Here is a 17,926-nt window from a genome sequence, read left to right as displayed (position 1 = left end):
TCTCGTTCAGCGACTTGCGGCCGAAGTTCGGGGTGCGCAGCATCTCGGCTTCGGTTTTTTGGATCAAATCGCCAATATAAACGATGTTGTCGTTCTTCAGGCAGTTGGCCGAGCGCACCGACAATTCCAACTCGTCGACTTTCTTCAGCAACAGCGGGTTGAACTCCAGGCCGTCGTCATCGTCCTGACGGTTGGCCGATTCCGGTTCGTCGAAATTGACAAAGATCGACAGCTGATCCTGCAGGATCCGCGCGGCAAAGGCGACCGCGTCATCCGGGGTCAGCGAGCCGTCGGTTTCCACCTTCATGGTCAGCTTGTCGTAATCCAGAACCTGGCCCTCACGGGTCGGCTGCACGTCATAGGACACCCGTTTGATCGGCGAATAGATCGCATCGATCGGGATCAGGCCGATCGGCGCATCCTCGGGCCGGTTCTTGTCGGCGGCGACATAGCCTTTGCCGGAATTGACGGTCAGCTCCATGAACAGATCGGCGCCCTCGTCGAGGTGGCAGACCACATGGTCCTTGTTCAGGATTTCGATCCCGGCAGTTTCGACGATATCCCCGGCGGTGACGACGCCCGGTCCCTTGGCGTTGATCGACAGGCGCTTCGGCCCTTCGATTTCCATCCGGATCGAAATGCCTTTGAGGTTCAGCACGATGTCGGTAACATCTTCGCGCACCCCGGCCACGCTGGAGAATTCGTGCAGCACATTGTCGATCTGCACCGAAGTGATGGCCGCGCCCTGCAGCGACGACATCAGCACCCGGCGCAGCGCGTTGCCCAGCGTCAGGCCAAAGCCGCGCTCAAGCGGTTCTGCCACCACGGTGGCCAGTTTCAACGGGTCATTACCCGGCTTGACGTCAAGCTGCGTCGGCTTGATCAGTTCGGCCCAGTTCTTATGGATCATGCGTGTCTCCTCAATTCCTGTCGCGGAACCATGTCCCAATCCCGCAACGCCCGAGGGTGAATGACGAATCGGCGACCGCGCCTCGGCGCGGCCACCGGAAAGCCGTTGGCCTGAATCAGACGCGCCGGCGCTTGGGCGGGCGGCATCCGTTATGTGCGATCGGGGTGACGTCCCGGATCGAGGTGATGTTCAACCCGACAGCCGCCAAAGCGCGCAGTGCCGATTCCCGACCGGAACCGGGGCCCTGCACTTCGACTTCCAGCGTCTTGACGCCATGTTCCTGCGCCTTTTTGCCCGCGTCTTCAGCGGCCATCTGGGCGGCATAGGGGGTCGATTTGCGCGACCCCTTGAACCCCATGGTACCAGCCGACGACCAGGCGATCGCATTGCCTTGCACGTCGGAAATCAGGATTTTGGTGTTGTTGAACGAAGAGTTCACATGCGCCACGCCAGCGGCGATGTTCTTGGAGACCTTTTTCTTGCCCCCACGGCGGGTATCTCGTGCCATTGTGCTGTGCCTCCCTTACTTCTTCTTGCCGGCGATTGCGCGCGCCGGACCTTTGCGCGTGCGCGCATTGGTATGCGTGCGCTGACCGCGCACCGGGAGGTTGCGACGATGGCGCAGGCCGCGGTAGCAGCCCAGATCCATCAGACGCTTGATGTTCATCTGCGTTTCACGGCGCAGGTCACCTTCGACGGTGAAATTCGCGTCGATATGCTCGCGGATCGACAGCACTTCGGCATCAGACAATTCGTTGACCCGGCGCGCATGGTCGATACCGACCGCGTCGCAAATGGTTTTGGCAGAGGCTTGGCCAATACCGGTGATATAGGTGAGGGCGATGGGAACCCGCTTCGCAGTCGGGATATTTACGCCGGCAATACGTGCCACGTGTGCTGTTCCTTTTTGTTGCGGTTCCGTAGCCCCGGAACCTTTTTTCACAACTGAGGCCCGAGGCGTTTCACCACGGGCCATTCGTCGATCAGGTGATCTTGCCGCCAGGGCGCGACCCCATTGGCAAACGGTCATTCCCTCTCGGGATGGTGCGCTTTATTGGGATTCGGATGGGGCGTCAAGACCATGTGGTCGCCGCGCCCGCCTGCCCCGGAGAATCCCGGCGCCAGACAAACGCCGGAAAGGGTTTGCTCACCCGCCCGATTTTCGGGGTCAAGCATCCAGAATTGCGGCGATTTCAGCTTCGACATCTTCCATCGACGCCAGGCCATCCACCGATTTCAGCTGACCCTTGGCATAGTAATAGCCAATCAGCGGCGAGGTCTTTTTGTAATATTCCATCAGCCGGACCTTGAGGCTTTCCTCATTGTCATCGGCCCGGCGCTTGAATTCGGTGCCGCCGCAGTTTTCGCAATGTCCGTCCGCCGGGATCGGGCGGCTGGTGTCGTTATAGACCTCACCACAGCTGCCGCAGGTTGACCGTCCGGCAATCCGTGCCACCAGCGCCGCGTCATCGACACGCATCTCGATCACCGCATCCAGGGTTTCGGACTTTTCGGCCAGCAGTTCGGCCAGGGCATCTGCCTGAGCCAAGGTGCGCGGGAAGCCATCAAAGATGAAACCGCCCTGTTTGTCGCCCTCTAACTTTTCGCGGATCAGCCCGATCACGATTTCATCGGTCACCAGACCGCCGCGATCCATCACCGCTGCCACGACCTTGCCCATCTCGGTGCCCGAGCTGCGCGCCTCGCGCAGCATGTCACCGGTGGACAGCTGGATCATCTTGCGGGTTTCGACCAGGGTCCGTGCCTGGGTGCCTTTGCCCGCGCCCGGCGGTCCGAGAAGTATAATGTTCATCGCCGTGCCGTCCCTTTCCGCGCGCGTTTGCGACCCTTGCCACGCAGCCGCGACTTTTCGATCAAGCTTTCATATTGATGCGCCTGCAGATGGCTGTGCACCTGCTCGATTGTATCCATGGTCACCGAAACCACGATCAGCACCGAGGTGCCGCCGAAATAGAATGGAATCGCGAAGGTGCTGCGCAGAATCTCGGGCAACAGACAGACCGCCGCCAGATAGGCCGAGCCCAGAACCAGCACCCGGTTGACCACATATTCCAGATATTCCGCCGTCCGCTTGCCCGGCCGGATCCCGGGGACAAAGCCGTTCTGGTTCTTCAGGTTGTCGGCCACCTCATCGGGTTTGAACGCCACGTTGAAGGTGTAGAAATAGGCAAAGAACACGATCATGCCGACAAAGAACAGCAGATAGAGCGGCTGTCCGGGGCCGAAATAGGCCAGGATCGTCGACATCACCGGGCCGGTCTGATTGCCCGAGAAGGTCGAGATGGTGACCGGCAGCAGCAGCAGCGAGCTGGCAAAGATCGCCGGGATCACGCCCGCCGGGTTGACCTTGACCGGCAGATGGCTTGATCCGCCGTCATAGACCTTCATGCCGACCTGACGGCGCGGGTATTGAATATGGATCTTGCGCAGCGAGCGTTCCATGAACACCACGAAGGCGATCACCGCGACCACCATCAGGATCACGCCGACGATCACCGCCGGGCTGATCGCGCCGGAACGGCCCGAAGCGAAGAACTGCGCCAGCGCCGCCGGAACCTCGGCGATGATGCCGACAAAGATAATCAGCGAGATGCCGTTGCCGATGCCGCGCTGGGTGATCTGTTCGCCCAGCCACATCAGGAACATGGTGCCGCCGACCAGGGTGATCAGGCAGGACACCCGAAAGAACAGGCCGGGATCGGTGACCAGCTCACCGGCTTCCAGTGACACCGCGAGGCCATAGGCCTGCATCGTCGCCAGAGCCACGGTGCCCCAGCGGGTATACTGGTTCATCTTCTTGCGGCCCTGCTCGCCCTCTTTCTTGAGCTGCTCAAGCGCCGGGACCATCGACCCCAGAAGCTGCACAATGATCGAGGCCGAGATATAGGGCATGATCCCGAGGGCAAAAATGCCCATGCGGCCCAGGGCGCCGCCGGTGAACATGGTCAGGATGCCGCCAAGCCCGGCGCCTGCGCCCTCCATGAACTCGCGCAGTGATGCGCCGTCAATGCCGGGGACGGGAATGAACGTGCCAAGTCGATAAACGATCAGAAGGATGATCGTGAATATAATCCGTTGGCGCAGTTCCGTGGCCTTGCCGAGCGCGGCCCAGCTGGTGTTGGCCGCCATCTGTTCTGCTGCAGATACCATGCGCGGGCTCTCTTTTCATGCGTGAACGCCGCCGGGTCCGTTTCCCGGTCCGGCGGCGTCATTGGAAACTTGACGGTATGTAAGCAGCGCCAGAGCTGCCCACAACCTCTTATTCGGCGGTTGCCGCTGCCGTGACTGTCAGTGAGCCGCCAGCTTTTTCGACGGCTTCGATCGCCGCTTTCGATGCGCCGGTTACTTCGATCGCCACCTTGGTGGCGATTTCACCCTTGGCCAGAACCCGCACACCATCCAGTTTGCGGCGCAGCGCGCCGGTTGCCACCAGGACATCTTCGGTGATGGTGGCGCTGGCGTCCAGCTTGCCGGTCTCAATGAACTTGGCGATCAGGCCAAGGTTGATGACGGCGAATTGCTTGCGGTTCGGCTTGGTAAAGCCGCGCTTGGGCAGACGTTGGTAGAGCGGCATTTGACCGCCCTCGTAGCCCTTGATCGCCACGCCCGAACGGGATTTCTGACCCTTGATACCGCGACCAGCGGTCTTGCCCGTGCCCGAACCGGGGCCGCGAGCGACGCGTTTTCTGGCTTTGGTTGCGCCGGGATTGTCGCGCAGTTCATTCAGTTTCATATCGCTTCTCCTTGGCCGGAACACCTCTCCGAAGCGATGCGAGAGGGACGCGGCATTTTTTGGTTATGGCCTAAGACGGCCCAAGACAGACTCGGCCCCAGCGGGCCACCGGGGGCGTATAGGCGATCCCAGGGCGGCACGCAAGCGGGCTCAACCGTGACGCCGGGGCCCGATCACCGCGCCAAACCAGCCGCGAAATGCGGCGTTGCGGCGAAAACCGTTGACATCGGCGCCCCGGCCCCCCATATGCCAGCCAGTGCCGACACTGCCGCGTGAGCAGTTCGACCGGCCCGCTTTGGCCGACCGGCACTTTCCTTTCCATATGGTTCCCATTTCACGCGGGGGGTCAGACGCGCAGACGGCTTTGGCGGCAATCCGGCCCCGGGGTGGTTTCTGTGCGGAACCCAACGAGTGACGCAGCGCCCCTGACCGGGCCATGCCCGCTTGCCCGCGGGTGGCATCGTGCCGCCCGCTGACACAGGATATTTATTCTTTGGACTTTGACATGCTGGGGCTGCCGCCCCGTCTCTCCGCCAATTTGCAAAAACTTGGCATCACCGACCCCACCCCGATCCAGACGCAGGCGATTCCGCATGCGATGAACGGCCGCGACGTCATGGGCCTGGCCCAGACCGGCACCGGCAAGACCGCCGCCTTTGGCCTGCCGCTGCTCACCGCGATCATGCGGATGGAGGGCCGGCCCGAGGCGAAAACCGCACGCGGCCTGATTCTGGCGCCGACCCGCGAACTGGCCAAACAGATCCTCGACAACCTGCGCGCCTATGCCGACGGCACCGCGGTGCGCATCGCCTTGGTGGTTGGCGGGGTTTCGATCAACGCCCAGATCCAGAAGCTCCAACGCGGCACCGACCTGCTGGTCGCCACCCCGGGCCGGTTGATCGACTTGATCGACCGGCGCGCCGTGCGCCTGGACCAGACCGAATTCCTGGTGCTGGACGAGGCCGACCAGATGCTCGACCTCGGCTTCATCCACGCATTGCGCCGGATCGCCCCCCTGCTGCGCGCCGAGCGTCAGACCATGCTGTTTTCGGCGACCATGCCGAAACAGATGTCGGAACTCTCCAGCGCCTATCTGACCAATCCGGTGCGGGTTGAAACCGCTCCGCCGGGCAAGCCGATCGAAAAGATCGAGCAATCGCTGCATTTCGTCGCCCAGGCGCAGAAAACCGGGATGCTGATCGAACATCTGGACCTGCACCGCGAAGAGGCCGCTCTGGTGTTTTCTCGCACCAAACACGGTGCCGAAAAGCTGTTGAAATCGCTGAACAACGCTGGCTACGCCGCCGCTTCGGTGCATGGCAACAAAAGCCAGGGTCAGCGCGACCGCGCCCTGTCGTCCTTCAAGAGCGGTGATGTGATGGTGCTTGTCGCCACCGATGTCGCGGCGCGCGGCATCGACATTCCTTCGGTCCGCTACGTCTATAATTACGACCTGCCGAACGTGCCCGACAATTACGTCCACCGGATCGGGCGCACCGCCCGTGCCGGTCGCGAGGGCACCGCGATTGCCTATTGCGCCCCGGCGGAAATGTCAGAGCTGCGCGATATCCAGAAACTGCTGGGCAAGGAGATCCCGGTGGCCAGCGGCGCCTCTTGGGCGCCCTCCGAAGACACCTCGCGTGGCAAATCCGGCGGCCGTGGTCGCGGTGGTCGCCCGGGTGGCGGCGGTGGCGGTGGCAAGCCGGGCGGCGCACGGCGCGGTCAGGGCTTTGGCGGCGGTGCGCAGGGCAAACCGGCCAAGGCCCGGCGTCCGAACCGGTCCAGAAACCGCGTCAACGCCGCCTGAGCGCAGGCGCAGAGTTCATTTGCAATTTGCCGGGGGGCGGTGTGACATGGCGACATGCACCGCCCCTTTGCACATCTGGCGCCTGGCCTTGCCGCGCTGTCGCTGAGCTTGACAGCCGCACCGCCTGCCCCGGCGATGCCCGGCTGCGCCGCCGATGCGATGCTGGTGTTCGACGGCTCCGCCTCGATGGCGGAAATCGGCTTTGACCAGTCCGAGGCAACCCGGATCGAAGAGGCCCGCCGGGCGCTGGCCCAGGTGATGCCCGGCATCGCAGCGCTGCGCCGGATCGGGCTGCTGATCTATGGCCCGGGCGGTACGACGGCCTGTTCCGGCTTTGATCTGCGCTTTGCCCCGATTGCCGAGGCCGCCACCCCGGTGGTTGATGCGGTGGCGGCGCTGCGCCCCGACGGGCTGACCCCGCTGACCGCCGCCGTCCAGGCCGCCGCCGAGGTGTTGGCCTATCGCAGCAGCCCCGGACTCGTGGTGCTGGTCACCGATGGCAATGAAACCTGCGGCGGCCACCCCTGCGCCCTCGGCCAGGCCCTGGCCGAGGACGGCGCCGACCTGGTTGTCCACGTCATCGGCTTTCGTGCCTCGGTGGATTACTGGACCTGGAACAACCCGGAACAACGCGCCGGGGCCGACAGCGTCGCCCGCTGCCTCGCCGACAAGACCGGCGGAACCTTCGTCAGGGCCGAAACCCTGGAGGAGCTGGTCGAAGCGATGCGCAGCACGCTGGGGTGTCCGTTGATTGGCGGTCTGGGCAGATCGCTGACCGCAACGGCGAAGCTGTCAGGTCGCGCACCAGGCTAGTGGCAATGCACCTTGCCGACCCGCTTTTCCATATGACAGCACTTGCCGGGCGGTGAACTTTTCCGGCATCCGCCGCCATGCGAGACGACAGAGGAGTCCGGCGGCAGCGCGACCCCGCTTGCCACCGCAGCGACGGCGGTATCGGCAACGGAGAACCAAGACATACAGATCAATGATGCGACGAAACGCACAAGCTCCACCCTACAATTATCACATTTCAAATTGGATAGTTTTGGGCGGAAAAATCCGCCAATTGGATTTCACGTTAATCAATCTTAATCATTTGTAAAGAAATCTGTTTGGAAAACCAAAAACGCCCCGATCCTTGTGGAGCGGGGCGTTTTGTTTCCTGTGGCAGGTGATCCCGCCGATCGTCAGGCCTCAGGCCTTTTCTTCGACAATCTCGACCAGATGCGGGATCTTGCGGATCATGCCGCGGACCGAAGGGGTGTCCTCAAGCTCGCGGGTCTTGTGCATCTTGTTCAGGCCCAGGCCGATCAGCGTCTGGCGCTGTTTGGCGGGGCGGCGGATCGGCGAGCCGATCTGTTTGACGACGATGGTTGCCATGTTGATCAGGCCTCCTCAGCGACTTGCGACGATTCCGCCGGGGCGTCTTCACGCTTGGGCAGGATATCGGCAACTTTCTTGCCGCGACGCTGCGCAACCATCCGCGGGCTGGAGCCCTTGGTCAGGCCGTTCAGGGTGGCGCGGATCATGTTGTAAGGGTTCTGCGAGCCGATCGACTTGGCGACCACATCGTGAATGCCCAGCATTTCGAACACGGCACGCATCGGACCACCGGCGATGATCCCGGTCCCGTGCGGCGCGGTGCGCATCACGACCTTACCAGCGCCGTGGCGGCCTTCCATGTCGTGGTGCAGGGTGCGGCCTTCGCGCAGCGGCACCCGGATCATCTGGCGCTTGGCTTGCTCGGTGGCCTTGCGGATCGCCTCGGGAACCTCTTTGGCCTTGCCCTTGCCGAAGCCGACACGGCCCTTTTGGTCACCAACAACGACCAGCGCAGCAAAGCCGAAGCGTTTGCCGCCCTTGACGGTTTTCGACACACGGTTGATCGCCACCAGGCGATCGGCGAATTCCGGGCTTTCGTCGCGGTCGCGGCCCCTACGGTTGTCATCACGAGCCATTGGCTCTCCTTCATTCGTCATGGGCGCGGGCGCCCGGTTTGCCAATCCAGGTGACCGCCAGCGCGGTCCCGGATCATCGGAGCGCCGAAGCGCCCACCATTTCGAAGGCAAGGCGCGTGTCACCCACGCGCCCCACCGTTAGATCCTCAAGCCGCCTTCACGCGCGGCGTCGGCCAGAGCCTTGATCTTGCCGTGGAACAAAAAGCCGCCACGGTCGAAATAGGCCTCTTCGACGCCTGCTTTCTTGGCGCGTTCGGCAATCGCCGAGCCGACCTTTTGGGCCGCCTCGATGTTGTTCTTGCCGACCACACCCAGATCTTTTTCGAGCGAGGAAGCCGAGGCCAGAGTAACGCCGTTCACATCGTCGATCAGCTGAGCGCTGATGTTCTTGTTCGAGCGGTGGACCGAAAGACGAAGCCGTCCGGCGTTCACCTTGCGGAGTTTGTTCCGATTGCGCAGACGGCGCTTGAGGAACAGTGTGCGTTTGCTGATTGCCATGTTCGCCGTCCTTATTTCTTCTTGCCTTCCTTACGGAAGATATACTCGTCTTTGTACTTGATGCCCTTGCCCTTGTAGGGCTCCGGGCGACGCCATTCGCGGATATTGGCCGCGACTTGGCCGACGAGCTGTGCATCGGTGCCTTCGACGACCACTTCGGTCGGCTTGGGCGTGGTGACGGTGATCCCTGCGGGCACCTGGAACGCAACCTCATGGCTATAGCCGAGGTTCAGTTTCAGGTTGTTGCCCTGGGCCTGGGCACGATAGCCGACGCCGTTGATCTCAAGCTCGCGCTTGAAACCAGCAGAGACGCCCTGCACCAGATTGGCGACCATGGTCCGCGACATGCCCCATTGCTGGCGCGCGCGTTTGGATTTGCCACGCGGGGTCACCGCGATGGATTGGTCGCCGATGGTGATCGTGACATCATCGGTGGCGGTGAAGCTGTGGGTGCCCTTGGGCCCCTTCACTTCGATCGTCTGGCCTGACAGCGATGCGGTAACACCTGCGGGCAGGTCGACGGGTTGTTTGCCGATACGAGACATATACCCCTCCTCAGAAGACGGTGCAGATGACCTCTCCACCAACATTGGCAGAGCGGGCAGCAGCATCCGACATCACGCCTCTGGGCGTGCTGACAATCGACACACCCAGGCCCTGACGGACCGACGGGATGTCCTTAACACCCACGTAGACGCGGCGACCGGGGGTCGAAACCCGTTTGATCTCGCGAATGACAGGGGTGCCATCGAAATATTTCAGGCTGATTTCAAGGGTCGGATGACCGTTGACGTCAGAGCTTTTTTCATAGCCGCGGATATAGCCTTCGTCCGCAAGCACATCCAGCACCCAGGCCCGCAGCTTTGACGCTGGGGTCGAGACGATGGATTTGCCGCGCATCTGGCTGTTGCGGATGCGGGTCAGCATATCGCCGATAGGATCGTTCATATCTTATACCCTCCTTACCAGCTGGATTTCACGAGGCCGGGGATTTGGCCCGCAGAGCCAAGTTCCCGCAGCATGATCCGCGACACCTTCAGCTTACGATAGTAAGCATGCGGGCGACCGGTCAGCTGACAGCGGTTGTGGAGACGGGTCGCGGACGAGTTGCGCGGCAGCTCGGCCAGCTTCATCGAGGCGCGGAACCGCTCCTCCATCGGCTTGGACTGGTCGTTGACGATCTCTTTCAGCGCGGCGCGCTTGGCGGCGAACTTCTTGACCAATTTTTCGCGCTTCTTCTCGCGCTCGATCATGGATTTTTTAGCCATTGTCTAAACTCCCTCTCGCGATCAGCTGGTGAAAGGCATGTTGAAAGCTTTCAACAGCGCCTTTGCTTCCGCGTCGGTATTCGCGGTGGTTGCGATCACGATGTCCATGCCCCACATCTCATCGACCTTGTCGAAGTTGATCTCGGGAAAGACGATGTGTTCCTTGAGGCCCATGGCATAGTTGCCGCGACCATCGAACGATTTGCCGGAGACGCCGCGAAAGTCACGGATACGTGGCATTGCCACGGTGATCAGACGATCGAGAAAATCATACATCCGGTCGCCGCGCAGGGTGACCTTGGTGCCCAGCGGCATATCTTCGCGCACCCGGAACCCGGCGATCGAGTTCTTGGCCTTGGTGACAACCGCCTTCTGGCCAGCGATCAGCGTCAGGTCATCCTGGGCTGATTTGGCTTTCTTGCTGTCGCGCACGGCCTCGGCACCGCAGCCGATGTTCAGGACGATCTTGTCCAGACGCGGGATCTGCATGTCGTTCTTATAGCCGAATTCCTCTTTCATAGCGGCCCGGATCGTGTCCTTGTAGGCCGCCTTGAGGCGCGGGGTGTAATTGGAAGTGTCGAGCATCAGATCACGTCCCCCGTGGTTTTGGCAAAGCGCACTTTCTTGTCACCTTCGACGCGGAACCCGACACGGGTTGCCTTGCCGTTGCCATCGACGATGGCGAGATTGGACAATTGGATCGGCATCGCCTTGGGCACCCGACCACCCTGGTCGGTCTGACTTTGGCGGGTGTGACGGATGGCCATGTTCAGCCCCCCGACCACGGCCTTGCCGGCCTTGGGATCGACGCTTTCGATCTCACCGGTCTGACCTTTGTCTTTGCCGGTCAGAATGACGACCTTGTCGCCCTTGCGGAGTTTGGCAGCCATTACAGCACCTCCGGCGCAAGCGAGATGATCTTCATGAAGTTCTTCGCGCGCAGCTCACGTACCACCGGCCCGAAGATACGGGTGCCGATCGGTTCGTTGTTGTTGTTCAGGATGACGGCGGCATTGCGATCGAAACGAATCGCGGTGCCGTCTTCGCGACGGACCTCTTTGGCGGTGCGCACGACGACGGCTTTGCGCACGTCGCCTTTTTTCACGCGGCCGCGCGGGATGGCTTCCTTGACCGAGACGACGATAACGTCGCCCACGGATGCGTATCTACGCTTGGAGCCACCCAGAACCTTGATGCACTGAACTCGGCGAGCGCCGGAGTTGTCAGCGACATCCAGATTGGTCTGCATCTGGATCATTTGGTTTCTCCCGACCTTTGGGGGGCATCATTGCCATGTCCCCAGGGTTTCGTTTGCACTGGTAAGCGCGCCCTACTCGGCGATCACTTCCCAGCGTTTCGTCTTGGACTTGGGTGCGCATTCCTGAATGCGGACGGCGTCCCCCACCTTAAAGGTGTTCCGTTCATCGTGCGCCCGGTATTTCTTGGACTTACGAATGGTTTTCTTCAGAACCGGGTGCGTGAAGCGGCGTTCCACCGACACGGTGACGGTCTGGGCGTTGGCGTCCGAGGTGACGACGCCGGTAAGAATACGTTTGGGCATCTGGTGTTACTCCGCGGCCGCTTTGGCTTTTTCGTTCAGGATGGTCTTGACCCGGGCCGCATCGCGGCGGGCCTGACGCATCCGCGCAGGGTTTTCCAGTTGGCCAGTGGCCTGTTGAAAGCGCAGGTTGAACTGCTCTTTCTTCAGATTGGCCAGCTCCTCACGGAGCTGATCCGGGGTCTTATCCCGAAAGTCTTGAGCGCTCATGCTCTCTTTTCCTTTTCAACATCACCGGCAGGCCCCCTCAAAGGGTCACCCTGAGTCCGATGGAGTACGTGGTGAAGCTGGCCGTATAGGCGGGAAGTCGGAGGCTGGCAACCCCCATCGCATCACTGCCTGTGCCCACCGTCGATTCAGACCCTGGCCCCGGCCAAAACAACGTCGCGCTTATGGCGCAAGAGATCGGCTTCGCCCTACCCCCAGCTGTAGTTGAAACTCACTGAGATCCGGTCGTCCTCGGACATGTTCACCGGCACCTCGTGGCGCAGCCAGCTTTCCCAGAGCAGCACCTCGCCGATCTTTGGTGCGGCATAGATAAAGCTGCGCAGCTCGTTGCGGGCGTCCTTGCGGCGCGGCGGCGCGGCCATCATCATCGGCAGCCGCGGATCCTCAAGCTTCAGCGCGCTGGCGCCGTCCGGCATTGCCACATAGGTGGTGCCGGAAATCACCGAATGCGGGTGGATGTGGCTGGCATGGGTGCCGCCCTCGGGCAGGATGTTGATCCAGAGGTCCTCAAGCTGCAGCGCCTTGTCGCCGAGATCGAATTGCAGATCCTCGGCAAAGGCGGCGACATGCTGATCCAGCACCGTGACCAGATCGGCAAAGATCGGAAACCGCCAGGGCAGATCGGTGAGCGAGGCATAGGAGGTGTAGCCGGGATAGCTGTTGTCCTCGCACCAGGTCTGCCCGGCCTCATCATCCTCGGCGATGGAATAGCACGAACCTTCCAGTTCGGCTGCGTCGATGGGGGCGCCGAACTCTTGCAGTTCGGCGCGGTACAGGCGGGTGGCAAAGAGCGACTCAATCTGGGACATGCCCCGGTCATATCGCAGACCCGCACGCGCGGCGAGTGGTGTCTGCCCGTTCAGCCCCGCGCCTGCACAGAACAGGCCCGATCAGCCGGTTGCCTCGGCCCTGTCAATCCAGACGCGGAAATCCCGCAACTCATGGAACCCGAAACTATGGGTCAGCGGCACGTCGGCGGCGTCTCGGCCCTGGGCGATCAGCACCCGGCCATAGGTGGGGCGGTTGTTGCGCGGATCAAAGACCCACCAGCGACCGCCCAGATAGACCTCCATCCAGCCGGCGAAATCATTCGGGCCATGCGGTGGCTGCTGATTGATGTCGCTGACATAGCCGGTGCAATATTTGGCGGGAATGTTCAGGCACCGGCACAGCGCGACCGCAAGATGCGCGAAATCGCGGCACACGCCGACGCCTTCGTTCAGCGTCTCGGCTGCTGTCCTCGTGGCGCGCGAATGCTCATAGCCAAAGCGGACATGGTCATGCACGAAATCGCAAACCGCCTGAACCCGGCCCCAACCCACCGGCCCATTGCCAAACCTCGACCATGCGAAATTGGTCAGCAGGTCGGTTTCGCAATAGCGGCTGGGAAGCAGAAACGTCAGCACATCGGTCGGCAAGGTTTCGACCGCATGTTGCTCGGCAGTCCAATCGACGGGATCCGGATCGCCGGAATCGCGCACTATGCCTTCGGTCGAGACCTCGAAGTCGCCCTGCGGTGCCAACAGCCGGTTGCACCAATTGCCGAACCCGTCGCGGTAACTTTCGACCGGGACCGACGGCGATGTGATCAGAAGGTCCGGTCGTTCAAGGTCGCTGGCCCGGGAATGGTGCACGGTCAGCAGCAGGATCATCGGGGTCGGGGCGGGCAGGCTGTAGCTGAGCCGGCACCCCAGTTGCAAACGCATCATGAGGAACTTTCGATTTGGTGTCGCCGGCGGCCATTATCGGCAAGGCGACAGGCGAAGCCTAACGCAAAGACCGGGAAATGTCGTGCGAACCCGGCTTTCTCTGCCGGTGATCAAAATTGCGGCGCGACCGGTGCAGGTTGTCCTTTGGCTTGGACACCCAATCCGCCGGTCCATGGTCCCGGCCAGAGCAGGTGCGGCCGCCTCGCCCGGGTCGCGCGCCAAAGAAAACCCCCGCCGCTTGCGCGCCGGGGGTCGGTATTCTGTCGGTCGGGGAATGCCCCGCCGCGCCAATTACCAGTCTTCGCGGACCACGATCCGGGTCTTGACCGGCAGTTTCATTGCCGCCAGTCGCAGGCCTTCGCGTGCGATGTCTTCGGCAACGCCGTCGATCTCGAACATGATCCGACCGGGTTTGACCTTGCAAGCCCAGTAATCGACCGAGCCTTTACCTTTACCCATCCGAACTTCGGTGGGTTTGGATGTCACCGGCAGATCCGGGAAAATCCGGATCCAGACACGGCCCTGGCGTTTCATGTGCCGGGTCAGGGCACGACGCGCGGCTTCGATCTGCCGGGCGGTGACACGCTCAGGTTCGATCGATTTCAGCCCATAGGTGCCAAAGTTGAGGTCCGAGCCGCCCTTGGCGACGCCATGAATGCGCCCCTTGAACTGCTTGCGAAAGCGGGAACGTTTCGGTTGAAGCATTGTTTTCTCTCCTTACCGATCGCGGCGGCCGCCACCAGCACCACGTGGTGCCGGGCCGTCCTGGATCTCTTGCTGGCGGCGATCGCGCGCCTGCGGATCATGTTCCATGATCTCGCCTTTGAAGATCCAGACCTTGATCCCGATGATCCCATAGGCGGTCATGCCTTCGGATTGGGCATAGTCGATGTCGGCGCGCAGCGTATGCAGCGGCACCCGGCCTTCGCGATACCATTCGGTACGGGCGATTTCCGCGCCGCCCAGACGACCGGCGACGTTGACACGGATGCCCAGGGCCCCCATGCGCATGGCGTTCTGAACCGAGCGTTTCATCGCCCGACGGAACGACACCCGACGCTCAAGCTGTTGGCTGATGCTTTCAGCCACCAATTGCGCGTCCATCTCCGGCTTGCGGACTTCGACGATGTTCAGATGCACTTCGCTGTCGGTCATCGACGCCAGCTTTTTGCGCAGCACTTCGATATCGGCGCCTTTTTTGCCGATGATCACGCCGGGACGCGCGGTGTGGATCGTCACCCGGCACTTTTTGTGCGGGCGTTCGATGATCACACGGGCGATACCCGCCTGCTTGCATTCCTTGCCGATGAATTCGCGGATCCGGATGTCTTCCAGCAGAAGATTCCCGTAATCCTTGGTGTCGGCATACCAGCGGCTGTCCCAGGTGCGGTTGACCTGCAGGCGCATACCGATCGGATTGACTTTATGACCCATCAGGCTTGCTCCTCGATCTGGCGCACCAGGATTGTGAGTTCCGAAAACGGCTTCATGATCTTGCCATAGCGGCCACGGGCACGCGGGCGGCCACGTTTCATGACGAGGTTCTTGCCCACATAGGCCTCGGCGACGATCAGTTCATCGACGTCCAGGTTGTGGTTGTTCTCGGCATTGGCGATGGCGGATTGAAGACATTTCTTCACATCCTCAGAGATCCGTTTCTTGGAGAAGGTGAGATCGGACAGAGCCTTGTCCACCTTCTTGCCGCGGATCAGCTGTGCGACGAGGTTCAGTTTCTGCGGGCTGGTGCGAAGCATGCGCAGTTTTGCCATTGCTTCGTTGTCGGCCACGCGGCGGGGATTTTTGTCCTTGCTCATGGCTTACTTCCGCTTCGCTTTTTTGTCTGCCGCATGACCGAAATAGGTCCGCGTCGGCGAATACTCACCGAACTTCTGACCAATCATGTCCTCAGAGACGTTGACGGGGATATGTTTGCGGCCGTTGTAGACACCAAACGTCAGACCCACGAACTGGGGCAGGATCGTCGAGCGGCGCGACCAGATCTTGATAACTTCGTTGCGCCCGGATTCGCGCGACGCTTCGGCTTTTTTCAGCACGTAAGCGTCGACAAAGGGGCCTTTCCAAACAGAGCGAGACATCTATTAGCGCCCCTTCTTCTTGGCGTGACGCGAGCGGATGATCAGCTTTTGCGACGCTTTGTTCTTGTTCCGGGTGCGAGCACCCTTGGTCGGTTTGCCCCATGGGCTGACCGGGTGACGACCACCAGAGGTCCGACCTTCACCACCACCATGCGGGTGATCGACCGGGTTCATCACGACACCACGCACCGAGGGGCGGATACCTTTGTGACGCATCCGGCCGGCTTTGCCGAAGTTCTGGTTGGAATTGTCGGGGTTGCTGACCGCGCCGACCGTGGCCAGGCATTCCTGCCGCACCAGCCGCAATTCGCCCGAGGACAGGCGAATTTGCGCGTAACCGCCATCGCGACCGACGAACTGGGCATAGGTGCCCGCGGCGCGTGCGATCTGGCCGCCCTTGCCCGGTTTCAATTCGATGTTGTGGATGATCGTACCGATCGGCATGCCGCTGAACGGCATTGCGTTGCCCGGCTTGATATCGGCTTTTTCGCTGGCGACAACCTTGTCGCCGACGCCCAGACGTTGCGGGGCCAGGATATAGGCCTGCTCGCCGTCCATGTATTGAACCAACGCGATGAAGGCGGTGCGGTTCGGGTCATATTCGATCCGAACGACGACGGCTTCGACGTCACGTTTGTTACGTTTGAAATCAACGATCCGATAGAGGCGTTTCGCCCCGCCGCCCTTGCGGCGCATCGTGATCCGTCCGGTGTTATTCCGGCCGCCGTTCTTCGTCAGACCTTCGGTGAGGGCCTTGACGGGGCGTCCTTTATACAGCTCCGAACGGTCGATCAGCACCAGCCCGCGCTGGCCCGGCGTCGTTGGCTTATACGACTTGAGTGCCATGCTTTCTGTCTTCCGTTTAGCAGTGCGGCCGGTTGGGCCGCTATATGATGACCCCCCGGAGGTGATCGATTTATAGGGCCCCGAAGGTCCCCGGCTTGGATGTTCTTGCGAACAAAGACAGAGCCCCGGACGAATCCGGGGCTTGTCGATGGGGTCGTTTAGGGGATGGATGGGGTGGGGTCAAGCGCCCGGCGCCGCATTCGGCAGGTTAAACGCCCCGCCGCGCCAGAGTCGGCGCCCGCGGTGGCGCTCAGACGCTCGAACGGGTGCGCTGTATCGCGCCACATCCACGCCAACGCCAGGGCGTACGCACAAGCCCCGCCAGAGACGGCGCGCGCGGTGGCTCTCCGCCCGCCGAACGGGTGCGCTTTATCGTGACACATCCGAAAGACCGCAGAGGCCGGGCCAGGCTGAACCAGAGAGCCGCCGCATAGGGGCGCGTCGTCTCTGGCGTGGCGGCCTGCGGCCTTGTCTCCACGCCGGGGCCACAATCGAAATGCGAAAGGCCCCCGCACAGGCAGGGGCCTTTCCAATCACTCACGTCGCGACAGCTTGGGTCAGAGACCGGTGCTGACGTCGATCGTGTTGCCTTCTTCAAGCGTCACGTAGGCTTTCTTGACATCCTTGCGGGTGCCGAGCATGCCCCTGAAACGCTTGACCTTGCCTTTGGTGATGGAGGTGTTGACCGCCTTCACCTTGACATTGAACAGCGCCTCGACGGCTTCCTTGATCTGCGGCTTGTTGGCCGCGATCGCCACTTCGAAAACCACCGCATTGGCCTCAGAGGCCATGGTCGCTTTTTCGGTGATGATCGGCTTGCGGATCACGTCGTAATGTTCTGCTTTCGCGTTCATTTCAACCGAGCCTCCAGTGCTTCGATCCCGGCTTTGGTGATCACCAGGGTGTCACGGCGCAGGATGTCATAGACGTTCGCACCCATCGTCGGCAGGATATCCAGACCGTCGATATTGGCTGCGGCGCGGGCAAAGGCTTCGTTGACCTCGGCCCCGTCGATGATCAGGGCGCGCTTCCAACCCAGGTTCTTGACCTGTTTGGCCAGAGCCGCGGTTTTGCCTTCGGAGGTCGCGACATCAATGATGACCAGCGAGCCTTCCTTCAGCTTGGCGCTGAGCGCGTGCTTGAGACCCAGCTGGCGGACCTTCTTGGGCAGATCATGCGCATGGCTGCGCGGTGTCGGGCCCTTGTAGATACCACCTTTGCGGAAGATCGGCGCGTTGCGGTCACCGTGGCGTGCGCCGCCGGTGCCCTTCTGGCGATAGATCTTCTTGGTCGA

The 17,926-nt window shown here is 61.7% G+C and carries 28 protein-coding genes; 2 read left to right on the top strand and 26 right to left on the bottom strand.

Translation table 11 applies throughout. The features are described from left to right. The 6 genes from P1U48_RS17075 to rplO all read right to left on the bottom strand — a co-directional run. The coding region (locus P1U48_RS17075; protein ID WP_301070372.1) for a DNA-directed RNA polymerase subunit alpha at nt 1–910 on the bottom strand (910 nt) is incomplete at its 3' end. A 115-nt stretch (nt 911–1,025) separates the two neighbouring features. Beyond that, a complete protein-coding gene (gene rpsK, locus P1U48_RS17070; protein ID WP_301070370.1) occupies nt 1,026–1,418 on the bottom strand; it encodes a 30S ribosomal protein S11 in 393 nt (130 codons plus the stop codon). A gap of 15 nt (nt 1,419–1,433) precedes the next feature. Next, nucleotides 1,434–1,802, bottom strand: a complete 369-nt coding sequence (gene rpsM, locus P1U48_RS17065) for a 30S ribosomal protein S13 (protein WP_301070368.1) — start codon at nt 1,800–1,802, stop codon at nt 1,434–1,436. Nucleotides 1,803–2,078: 276 nt separating this feature from the next. Beyond that, complete coding sequence (locus tag P1U48_RS17060) at nt 2,079–2,723, bottom strand: adenylate kinase (protein ID WP_301070366.1); 645 nt, start codon at nt 2,721–2,723, stop codon at nt 2,079–2,081. Beyond that, nucleotides 2,720–4,081, bottom strand: a complete 1,362-nt coding sequence (gene secY, locus P1U48_RS17055) for a preprotein translocase subunit SecY (protein WP_301070365.1) — start codon at nt 4,079–4,081, stop codon at nt 2,720–2,722. The genes P1U48_RS17060 and secY overlap by 4 nt, the downstream gene beginning before the upstream one ends. A gap of 109 nt (nt 4,082–4,190) precedes the next feature. After that, entirely contained in the window at nt 4,191–4,664 is a 474-nt protein-coding gene (gene rplO, locus P1U48_RS17050) for a 50S ribosomal protein L15 (protein WP_301070363.1), read from the bottom strand. A gap of 493 nt (nt 4,665–5,157) precedes the next feature. Here rplO and P1U48_RS17045 point away from each other — a divergent pair, with 493 nt between their 5' ends. Both P1U48_RS17045 and P1U48_RS17040 read left to right on the top strand, forming a co-directional pair. Then, nucleotides 5,158–6,471 (top strand): DEAD/DEAH box helicase, encoded by a 1,314-nt coding sequence (locus P1U48_RS17045; RefSeq protein ID WP_301070362.1) that lies wholly within the window; start codon nt 5,158–5,160, stop codon nt 6,469–6,471. A gap of 54 nt (nt 6,472–6,525) precedes the next feature. Next, a complete protein-coding gene (locus P1U48_RS17040; protein WP_301070360.1) occupies nt 6,526–7,284 on the top strand; it encodes a vWA domain-containing protein in 759 nt (252 codons plus the stop codon). 381 nt (nt 7,285–7,665) lie between these two features. Here P1U48_RS17040 and rpmD read toward each other — a convergent pair whose 3' ends face one another. From rpmD to rplD, 20 genes are all read right to left on the bottom strand, one after another. Beyond that, nucleotides 7,666–7,851 (bottom strand): 50S ribosomal protein L30, encoded by a 186-nt coding sequence (gene rpmD / locus P1U48_RS17035; RefSeq protein ID WP_301070359.1) that lies wholly within the window; start codon nt 7,849–7,851, stop codon nt 7,666–7,668. Nucleotides 7,852–7,856: 5 nt separating this feature from the next. Then, a complete protein-coding gene (gene rpsE / locus P1U48_RS17030) occupies nt 7,857–8,429 on the bottom strand; it encodes a 30S ribosomal protein S5 (RefSeq protein ID WP_301070357.1) in 573 nt (190 codons plus the stop codon). Nucleotides 8,430–8,567: 138 nt separating this feature from the next. After that, a complete protein-coding gene (gene rplR, locus P1U48_RS17025) occupies nt 8,568–8,927 on the bottom strand; it encodes a 50S ribosomal protein L18 (RefSeq protein ID WP_301070356.1) in 360 nt (119 codons plus the stop codon). An 11-nt stretch (nt 8,928–8,938) separates the two neighbouring features. Continuing rightward, entirely contained in the window at nt 8,939–9,472 is a 534-nt protein-coding gene (gene rplF, locus P1U48_RS17020; protein WP_301070355.1) for a 50S ribosomal protein L6, read from the bottom strand. A 10-nt stretch (nt 9,473–9,482) separates the two neighbouring features. Continuing rightward, nucleotides 9,483–9,875, bottom strand: a complete 393-nt coding sequence (rpsH, locus tag P1U48_RS17015) for a 30S ribosomal protein S8 (protein WP_301070353.1) — start codon at nt 9,873–9,875, stop codon at nt 9,483–9,485. A 14-nt stretch (nt 9,876–9,889) separates the two neighbouring features. Then, entirely contained in the window at nt 9,890–10,195 is a 306-nt protein-coding gene (gene rpsN / locus P1U48_RS17010; RefSeq protein ID WP_301070351.1) for a 30S ribosomal protein S14, read from the bottom strand. Nucleotides 10,196–10,216: 21 nt separating this feature from the next. After that, nucleotides 10,217–10,780 (bottom strand): 50S ribosomal protein L5, encoded by a 564-nt coding sequence (rplE, locus tag P1U48_RS17005; protein ID WP_301070350.1) that lies wholly within the window; start codon nt 10,778–10,780, stop codon nt 10,217–10,219. After that, complete coding sequence (rplX, locus tag P1U48_RS17000) at nt 10,780–11,085, bottom strand: 50S ribosomal protein L24 (RefSeq protein WP_301070349.1); 306 nt, start codon at nt 11,083–11,085, stop codon at nt 10,780–10,782. Before rplX ends, rplE begins: the two co-directional genes overlap by 1 nt. Beyond that, nucleotides 11,085–11,453, bottom strand: a complete 369-nt coding sequence (gene rplN, locus P1U48_RS16995) for a 50S ribosomal protein L14 (protein ID WP_301070348.1) — start codon at nt 11,451–11,453, stop codon at nt 11,085–11,087. The genes rplX and rplN overlap by 1 nt, the downstream gene beginning before the upstream one ends. A gap of 72 nt (nt 11,454–11,525) precedes the next feature. Then, nucleotides 11,526–11,756, bottom strand: a complete 231-nt coding sequence (gene rpsQ / locus P1U48_RS16990) for a 30S ribosomal protein S17 (protein WP_301070346.1) — start codon at nt 11,754–11,756, stop codon at nt 11,526–11,528. Between the two features lie 6 nt (nt 11,757–11,762). After that, a complete protein-coding gene (gene rpmC / locus P1U48_RS16985; RefSeq protein ID WP_301070345.1) occupies nt 11,763–11,963 on the bottom strand; it encodes a 50S ribosomal protein L29 in 201 nt (66 codons plus the stop codon). Between the two features lie 206 nt (nt 11,964–12,169). Beyond that, nucleotides 12,170–12,790, bottom strand: coding sequence for a TIGR02466 family protein (locus tag P1U48_RS16980; protein WP_301070343.1), 621 nt, complete (start codon nt 12,788–12,790; stop codon nt 12,170–12,172). A gap of 81 nt (nt 12,791–12,871) precedes the next feature. After that, nucleotides 12,872–13,687 carry a transglutaminase family protein gene (locus P1U48_RS16975; RefSeq protein ID WP_301070373.1) on the bottom strand — a complete coding sequence of 272 codons (816 nt, stop codon included), beginning with the start codon at nt 13,685–13,687 and terminating at the stop codon, nt 12,872–12,874. Between the two features lie 294 nt (nt 13,688–13,981). After that, complete coding sequence (gene rplP / locus P1U48_RS16970; protein WP_301070342.1) at nt 13,982–14,395, bottom strand: 50S ribosomal protein L16; 414 nt, start codon at nt 14,393–14,395, stop codon at nt 13,982–13,984. A 12-nt stretch (nt 14,396–14,407) separates the two neighbouring features. Continuing rightward, nucleotides 14,408–15,124 (bottom strand): 30S ribosomal protein S3, encoded by a 717-nt coding sequence (gene rpsC, locus P1U48_RS16965; protein WP_301070341.1) that lies wholly within the window; start codon nt 15,122–15,124, stop codon nt 14,408–14,410. Beyond that, complete coding sequence (rplV, locus tag P1U48_RS16960) at nt 15,124–15,504, bottom strand: 50S ribosomal protein L22 (protein WP_301070340.1); 381 nt, start codon at nt 15,502–15,504, stop codon at nt 15,124–15,126. Before rplV ends, rpsC begins: the two co-directional genes overlap by 1 nt. Before the next feature lie 3 nt (nt 15,505–15,507). After that, a complete protein-coding gene (gene rpsS, locus P1U48_RS16955) occupies nt 15,508–15,786 on the bottom strand; it encodes a 30S ribosomal protein S19 (protein ID WP_301070339.1) in 279 nt (92 codons plus the stop codon). Between the two features lie 3 nt (nt 15,787–15,789). Continuing rightward, complete coding sequence (gene rplB / locus P1U48_RS16950; RefSeq protein WP_301070338.1) at nt 15,790–16,632, bottom strand: 50S ribosomal protein L2; 843 nt, start codon at nt 16,630–16,632, stop codon at nt 15,790–15,792. A gap of 557 nt (nt 16,633–17,189) precedes the next feature. Continuing rightward, on the bottom strand, nt 17,190–17,486 hold the full coding sequence (locus tag P1U48_RS16945; RefSeq protein WP_301070337.1) for a 50S ribosomal protein L23: 297 nt from the start codon (nt 17,484–17,486) through the stop codon (nt 17,190–17,192). After that, the coding region (gene rplD, locus P1U48_RS16940) for a 50S ribosomal protein L4 (protein ID WP_301070336.1) at nt 17,483–17,926 on the bottom strand (444 nt) is incomplete at its 5' end. The genes rplD and P1U48_RS16945, both read right to left, overlap by 4 nt.

This window comes from Pseudooceanicola sp. (genome assembly GCF_029213205.1).
GTDB lineage: Bacteria > Pseudomonadota > Alphaproteobacteria > Rhodobacterales > Rhodobacteraceae > Pseudooceanicola.
Note: the sequence above shows the minus strand (reverse complement) of the source record. Positions and strands in the feature narration are given on the sequence as shown.

What these genes read in the sequence shown, in the direction of transcription:
- rpsK (WP_301070370.1), bottom strand. Translation starts at nt 1,418, where the DNA reads ATGGCACGAGATACCCGCCGTGGGGGCAAGAAAAAGGTCTCCAAGAAC.
- P1U48_RS17060 (WP_301070366.1), bottom strand. Translation starts at nt 2,723, where the DNA reads ATGAACATTATACTTCTCGGACCGCCGGGCGCGGGCAAAGGCACCCAG.
- secY (WP_301070365.1), bottom strand. Translation starts at nt 4,081, where the DNA reads ATGGTATCTGCAGCAGAACAGATGGCGGCCAACACCAGCTGGGCCGCG.
- rplO (WP_301070363.1), bottom strand. Translation starts at nt 4,664, where the DNA reads ATGAAACTGAATGAACTGCGCGACAATCCCGGCGCAACCAAAGCCAGA.
- P1U48_RS17040 (WP_301070360.1), top strand. Translation starts at nt 6,526, where the DNA reads ATGCACCGCCCCTTTGCACATCTGGCGCCTGGCCTTGCCGCGCTGTCG.
- rpmD (WP_301070359.1), bottom strand. Translation starts at nt 7,851, where the DNA reads ATGGCAACCATCGTCGTCAAACAGATCGGCTCGCCGATCCGCCGCCCC.
- rpsE (WP_301070357.1), bottom strand. Translation starts at nt 8,429, where the DNA reads ATGGCTCGTGATGACAACCGTAGGGGCCGCGACCGCGACGAAAGCCCG.
- rplR (WP_301070356.1), bottom strand. Translation starts at nt 8,927, where the DNA reads ATGGCAATCAGCAAACGCACACTGTTCCTCAAGCGCCGTCTGCGCAAT.
- rplF (WP_301070355.1), bottom strand. Translation starts at nt 9,472, where the DNA reads ATGTCTCGTATCGGCAAACAACCCGTCGACCTGCCCGCAGGTGTTACC.
- rpsH (WP_301070353.1), bottom strand. Translation starts at nt 9,875, where the DNA reads ATGAACGATCCTATCGGCGATATGCTGACCCGCATCCGCAACAGCCAG.
- rpsN (WP_301070351.1), bottom strand. Translation starts at nt 10,195, where the DNA reads ATGGCTAAAAAATCCATGATCGAGCGCGAGAAGAAGCGCGAAAAATTG.
- rplE (WP_301070350.1), bottom strand. Translation starts at nt 10,780, where the DNA reads ATGCTCGACACTTCCAATTACACCCCGCGCCTCAAGGCGGCCTACAAG.
- rplX (WP_301070349.1), bottom strand. Translation starts at nt 11,085, where the DNA reads ATGGCTGCCAAACTCCGCAAGGGCGACAAGGTCGTCATTCTGACCGGC.
- rplN (WP_301070348.1), bottom strand. Translation starts at nt 11,453, where the DNA reads ATGATCCAGATGCAGACCAATCTGGATGTCGCTGACAACTCCGGCGCT.
- rpsQ (WP_301070346.1), bottom strand. Translation starts at nt 11,756, where the DNA reads ATGCCCAAACGTATTCTTACCGGCGTCGTCACCTCGGACGCCAACGCC.
- rpmC (WP_301070345.1), bottom strand. Translation starts at nt 11,963, where the DNA reads ATGAGCGCTCAAGACTTTCGGGATAAGACCCCGGATCAGCTCCGTGAG.
- P1U48_RS16980 (WP_301070343.1), bottom strand. Translation starts at nt 12,790, where the DNA reads ATGTCCCAGATTGAGTCGCTCTTTGCCACCCGCCTGTACCGCGCCGAA.
- P1U48_RS16975 (WP_301070373.1), bottom strand. Translation starts at nt 13,687, where the DNA reads ATGCGTTTGCAACTGGGGTGCCGGCTCAGCTACAGCCTGCCCGCCCCG.
- rplP (WP_301070342.1), bottom strand. Translation starts at nt 14,395, where the DNA reads ATGCTTCAACCGAAACGTTCCCGCTTTCGCAAGCAGTTCAAGGGGCGC.
- rpsC (WP_301070341.1), bottom strand. Translation starts at nt 15,124, where the DNA reads ATGGGTCATAAAGTCAATCCGATCGGTATGCGCCTGCAGGTCAACCGC.
- rplV (WP_301070340.1), bottom strand. Translation starts at nt 15,504, where the DNA reads ATGAGCAAGGACAAAAATCCCCGCCGCGTGGCCGACAACGAAGCAATG.
- rpsS (WP_301070339.1), bottom strand. Translation starts at nt 15,786, where the DNA reads ATGTCTCGCTCTGTTTGGAAAGGCCCCTTTGTCGACGCTTACGTGCTG.
- rplB (WP_301070338.1), bottom strand. Translation starts at nt 16,632, where the DNA reads ATGGCACTCAAGTCGTATAAGCCAACGACGCCGGGCCAGCGCGGGCTG.
- P1U48_RS16945 (WP_301070337.1), bottom strand. Translation starts at nt 17,486, where the DNA reads ATGAACGCGAAAGCAGAACATTACGACGTGATCCGCAAGCCGATCATC.